Below are 4643 nucleotides of genomic sequence, written 5' to 3'. Positions count from 1 at the left end.
CATGTGGAACCGGCGAACCGAGCGACTCGGCCAAATTGTCATGCCCCCACGGCACAATCGGAAACCACAGAGGCTTCCGCCTCAACAACGACGACCAACAGGCGCTGCGTGAAAGTTTCGGGCTAGGACCGTGATCAGCATCGTGTTGCTGCGCATCACACCTCCGGGGATTTCGCGCTGAACGGGAACAACCGCTCCTGATAGGGCGAAATTAGCTTGGCCGGGTGCCCAGGAGTTCTCCCTCCTTGCCAGATGCGGGGCGTTTGCGCTCGCTAGCAGGCTCGTTCGTCGGGCTCCTCGATTCATTAGGTGGTCGCGACGCACTCGGCCCCGCGTTGCTGTCCGTCGGCTTTTTAGCAGAGCACGCAGGGAGGAGCCACGACCTGCGACCGGCGCCATGCTGGTGTCTGTCCGTCGGTCGGCGGATGCGTTTCAACTGATCGGAATGCGGGATGGCCGAGCACCATTGCAGCTGCGGGCGAATCGCGCCGAGAGCATCGGCGCTTCGGTTCGGCACATTCCACGCTGTCGGAGCTATCGGCTCAACGACGAAGCCGACTTCGCTGCTGGCGGCCAGTTCGCGCAATTCCCCTTCGCCGAGTGGCAGGCGGCCAAATCCCTGCCGACACGGGTCGCTGTCGCGCGTAGGCGTTGCAGGGTGCGGCCGGAACAGATAAGGGAGCAAAGCCAATGAACGACCGATTGGAGCGGTTCCGGCTGCCGGAACCCGCGCCGACTCGCGAGGAATCCGCATGGCTCGAGCGGGTCGACAGCGTTGCGCCGGTCATCGAGAAGCATCGCGACGAGGCGGAGCACGAGCGCAAGATGCCACGTGCGGTGTACGAGGCGCTACGTGACGCCGGCTTCACCCGCATGTGGGTTTCGCGCGAGTTCGGGGGCGAGCAGGCGTCGTTGACCGCCGGAATGGTTGCGATCGAAGCCCTGGGCCGTCTTGATGCCTCGGTCTCGTGGCAGATCGGCGTCCAAGGCGCCATCGGGAGGCTGTCGGACTACTTGCCCGAGCAGGGTTCGCGTCAGCTGTTCCGCGATTGCGAGGGCTTCGCGGTCGGAGGGGTCAAACCATCCGGCCTGGCCGAGCCTGTGGACGGTGGCTACCTGCTTCAGGGCGAGTGGGCAATGGCCAGCGGTTCGGCGCACGCTGACTGGCTGGTCTGCACGTCGCTGGTGTGCAAGGACTGGCAGCCTGTCCAGACACCCAGCGGTCCGGACGTTGTGATGCTTTTCGTGCCCGCCTCCGACGTCCGCTTTCTCGACACCTGGTACACCGTCGGCCTGCGAGGCACCGGCAGCAATCACTTCCAGGTCGACCGGCAGTTCGTGCCGGAGGAGCTCGCCGTCCGCAAGGGCCGGATGGTCCAGGCGCCTCCGGAGCGGCCCTCCCGAGCCTATCCGATCGGGTACTTCGACTTCGGACCGTTCTCGACGGCGCCGGTCGCGCTCGGCCTCGCGCAGGACACCATGGACGTATTTTACTCAACTGCTCAAGGAAAAGCCCCTTCGAGTGGCACCCAGACACTGGCGGCCAGCCATGTGGTCCAGGACCGATTCGCGCGTGCCGAGATTGCGATCTACTCGGCGCGGCTGCTGCTATTCGAGGCAGCCCGGCAGATGGAGCTATCCGGGACAGCTGGCGATGAGCTCAGCTCGTTGGTCCGGCTGGCTTCGGCAACCGTGGGCGAGTCTGCGACCGCAGCCGTGGAGACCGCCTACACGCTGGCGGGGACGACGTCGCTGTACGCGACCAGCCGGCTGGAGCGCGCGTTCCGTGATGTGAATTCGGTGACCAAACACATCGCGCTGTCGTACTCGCACTTCGAGACGGTGGGCAGCTACCTGCTCGACCGGCAAAGACTCGTCATACGCCGGTAGCGCAGACCGCAACGCCGCGCTGACCGCAGCCAGCAGCCCTGAGTCGGTACTGGCCGCCCGCACAGCGAACCGTCGCGCGGCGCTCGGGCTGTTGATCGATGCGCCGCCATCAGGCCCTGAAGGCCTCGCAGGCAGCCAGCACGCTGTCCTGAAACGCGCCTTCGGGCATGCCCTTGCCCGCCGTGAACAGCAGCGGCTCGTCGTAGATGCCGTCGAAGGTCGCGGAGAACCGTTCCAGGGCCTCCTCGGGCGTTCCATAGACGGCGAGCAGGTCGAGCATCCGATCCGATACCGCGGACGCCACAGCCGGCAGGTCGCGCCGCTGAAATGCCTCGCGGATGCCGGCTACTTCGGCCTCGAACCCGTGAAAGGCGATCAGTGGGGCTGCCGACGATCGAACCGCGAACACCGCAACCTGCATCGCGGCGAAGGCTCGCGTCTGCGTGGAGTTCTCGCCCACGGCGCAGATGGCCATCCCGGTGATCGGAACCGGCTGCGCGCGCCCGGCCCGGCTCGCAGCATCGGCGAGTGTCGGGCGGACCACCTGCTCCAGGAAACCCGGGCTGCACAGGGGTAGGCCGATGAGACCGTCGGCGACCGCGCCTGCGGCCCGAATCATCGGCGCGCGACCGCCGGCCAGCAGGATGCGGGGACGACTGTCCCCGGTGGCCCGGTCCTCGAGCACGGGCCAGGGCTGGAGCACCGGATCGGCCGGGATTTTGCAGCGGTAGAACTCGCCGTCATGGTCGACCGCGGCCGACCCAACGTCCCAAATTTTCCGGATCAGCGGCACCAGTTCGGCCAGCCGCGCAGCCGGCCGCGCTCCGTCCACGCCGTGCCAGTCGGCGATGACCTGCGGGTTGCCCGTTCCCAGGCCGAGCCGGAGCCGCCCGGGCGCGAGTTCGGCGAGCGAGCGAAAGTCGGTGGCCACGGTCACCGGCGTGCGGCCCAGCGCCCAGGCGATGGCTGCCCCGAGCCGGATCCGTGAGGTGACTGCCGCCGCGGCGGCGAGGGTCACCACCGCCGATCGGTCGTAAAACTCGCTGGTATAGAACGACGGCAGCCCGCGCCGTTCCGCCTCGACCGCGAGATGCGCCGCCAACGGCGCCGACCCGGACTGAACCGCGACACCAGGCCTGGTTTTCAACCCGCAATCCATGGCGAACTCCATCCTTGAGGGACCTTGTGTGGCCTCGACGCTATTGGCCGACACCGGTGCGCGGCTTCTCTCGCGCTGCGCAATCGAAGTTCGCCGAGACCGGCGTGAGCGTTCGCTCCGACGGCGTGGGCGCGATGAGTTTCCGCCCCGCCGCCGGTATGTATTGACAAGTCCGGCGGAATACCTCGGGCGAACTAATCACAAGGGAGAATCCGTTGTCAAACAGTCGTGCGGAAGACGAGGCCGCAATCGAGGCCGTGCTGGTTGACGCCTACAAGGCGTGGGACGCCAACGACGCGGACGCCTTCGTCGCCAACTACACCACGGACGCAACCGCCATCATGCCCGGCTCGTTCCGTGACAGTCGTGACGTGATCCGCAATGGCATGGCGCAGGGTTTCGCCGGGCCGCTCAAGGGCAGCTCGACCTACAACAAGCTGCTCAGCATCCGCTTCCTTGGCGACGACGGCGCGGTCGTCGTCAGCGAGTCCGGCATCCTGTTCGCCGGCGAGACCGATGTTCCGGACCCGCGCAAGGTGAACGCGACCTGGGTCATGGAGAAGCGGGACGGTCAGTGGCTGATCGCCTCTTACCACAACAGCCCGATGCTGGCGCCTGCACACTGAGCCCATTCGGCGGCCGGTGAGCCCCTTGGTCCAAGCGGCTCACCGGCCCGCAGTGCTCGCACGAACCTGCGGTGGAACCGCGTGAAGCCCGGGAAGTGGTCCTGCTGGAGATCCACTTCCTGGGCTTCGTGCTGACCGCTCCGGGCCAACTCTGCTGCGGTCGGCTCGGCTGCCGCTCCTACCGGGACGCGATCAGCAAAGCTTCGAACTGCTTGGCAACCTCACCGACCACCTCGGCCTGATGGAACCCGGTGTCGTAGACGAGGTCGAGGTTCAGCCTGCCGTTCGCGGCCGAACCGAAAAGCGTGGCTCCCGGTCCACGTGAGGTGGTGGCCCAACGGCTGCCGATCACCCGCAGCCCATCAGGCACCAGGTACTCATCGACGATGCCGATGTTGGGCACCATGAGGAGATCGGCAGCGGCAGCGGCCGGCCAGCGAGCCGCTTGGCCAGCAGGCTGCGCTGGATCTCGTTTCGCTCGACAGCTGACTGCAGCTGCGTACCGCTCTGTCGGCCCACCTCGACCGGCTGATCATCGGCGTCCACGCGGGCGGCGCATACCTGACGCGCTACACAACAAAAGGGCGCGTCCGGCGCGATCGGGGCAACCATGCGCGGACGCAGGTCCACGGCGAAGGCCGGTGAGACCGGCATTGGCCCGGCATCAGCGGAGAACTGAGCGTGCACCCTCCAGACTGACACTCGCCACAACGGGCCCGATGCGTGCAAGTGCGAATAGGGATTCGAAGAAGGTCGAAAACGTCGCCCGAGGGTCATGAAATGAACCTCTCGTATGTGGTGTAGAGAGCCGATCGGAGCATTCGATTGATGAACTGACTCGTTAGCCCGAAACTTTCACGCAGCGCCTGTTGGTCGTCGTTGTTGAGGCGGAAGCCTCTGTGGTTTCCGATTGTGCCGTGGGGGCATGACAATTTGGCCGAGTCGCTCGGTTCGCCGGTTCCACATGC

The 4643-nt window shown here is 66.3% G+C and carries 5 protein-coding genes; 2 read left to right on the top strand and 3 right to left on the bottom strand.

Annotation, left to right across the window (positions count from 1 at the left end):
• Positions 1-690: 690 nt before the first annotated feature.
• Positions 691-1890 (top strand): acyl-CoA dehydrogenase family protein, encoded by a 1200-nt coding sequence (locus RM423_RS24035; protein WP_311425569.1) that lies wholly within the window; start codon positions 691-693, stop codon positions 1888-1890.
• A 109-nt stretch (positions 1891-1999) separates the two neighbouring features.
• Here the strand turns inward: RM423_RS24035 and RM423_RS24030 are convergent, their stop codons facing one another.
• Positions 2000-3037 (bottom strand): LLM class flavin-dependent oxidoreductase, encoded by a 1038-nt coding sequence (locus RM423_RS24030; RefSeq protein WP_311425568.1) that lies wholly within the window; start codon positions 3035-3037, stop codon positions 2000-2002.
• A gap of 227 nt (positions 3038-3264) precedes the next feature.
• On the opposite strand from RM423_RS24030, the gene RM423_RS24025 reads away from it, so the two are divergent.
• The gene (locus RM423_RS24025; protein ID WP_311425567.1) at positions 3265-3675 is read left to right on the top strand and encodes an SgcJ/EcaC family oxidoreductase; all 411 of its coding nucleotides are present in this window, start codon (positions 3265-3267) and stop codon (positions 3673-3675) included.
• A 178-nt stretch (positions 3676-3853) separates the two neighbouring features.
• Here RM423_RS24025 and RM423_RS24020 read toward each other — a convergent pair whose 3' ends face one another.
• Both RM423_RS24020 and RM423_RS26120 read right to left on the bottom strand, forming a co-directional pair.
• Entirely contained in the window at positions 3854-4081 is a 228-nt protein-coding gene (locus RM423_RS24020; protein ID WP_311425566.1) for a hypothetical protein, read from the bottom strand.
• Entirely contained in the window at positions 4024-4452 is a 429-nt protein-coding gene (locus RM423_RS26120; protein ID WP_396327860.1) for a phthiocerol/phthiodiolone dimycocerosyl transferase family protein, read from the bottom strand. Before RM423_RS26120 ends, RM423_RS24020 begins: the two co-directional genes overlap by 58 nt.
• Positions 4453-4643 lie beyond the last annotated feature (191 nt).

It is taken from the genome of Jatrophihabitans lederbergiae, assembly GCF_031845305.1.
Classification (GTDB): domain Bacteria; phylum Actinomycetota; class Actinomycetes; order Mycobacteriales; family Jatrophihabitantaceae; genus Jatrophihabitans_A; species Jatrophihabitans_A lederbergiae.
Note: the sequence above shows the minus strand (reverse complement) of the source record. Positions and strands in the feature narration are given on the sequence as shown.

Coding starts and splice junctions, on each gene's coding strand:
- RM423_RS24020 (WP_311425566.1), bottom strand. CDS start 4,081: ATGGTGCCCAACATCGGCATCGTCGATGAGTACCTGGTGCCTGATGGG.
- RM423_RS24035 (WP_311425569.1), top strand. CDS start 691: ATGAACGACCGATTGGAGCGGTTCCGGCTGCCGGAACCCGCGCCGACT.
- RM423_RS26120 (WP_396327860.1), bottom strand. CDS start 4,452: ATGACCCTCGGGCGACGTTTTCGACCTTCTTCGAATCCCTATTCGCAC.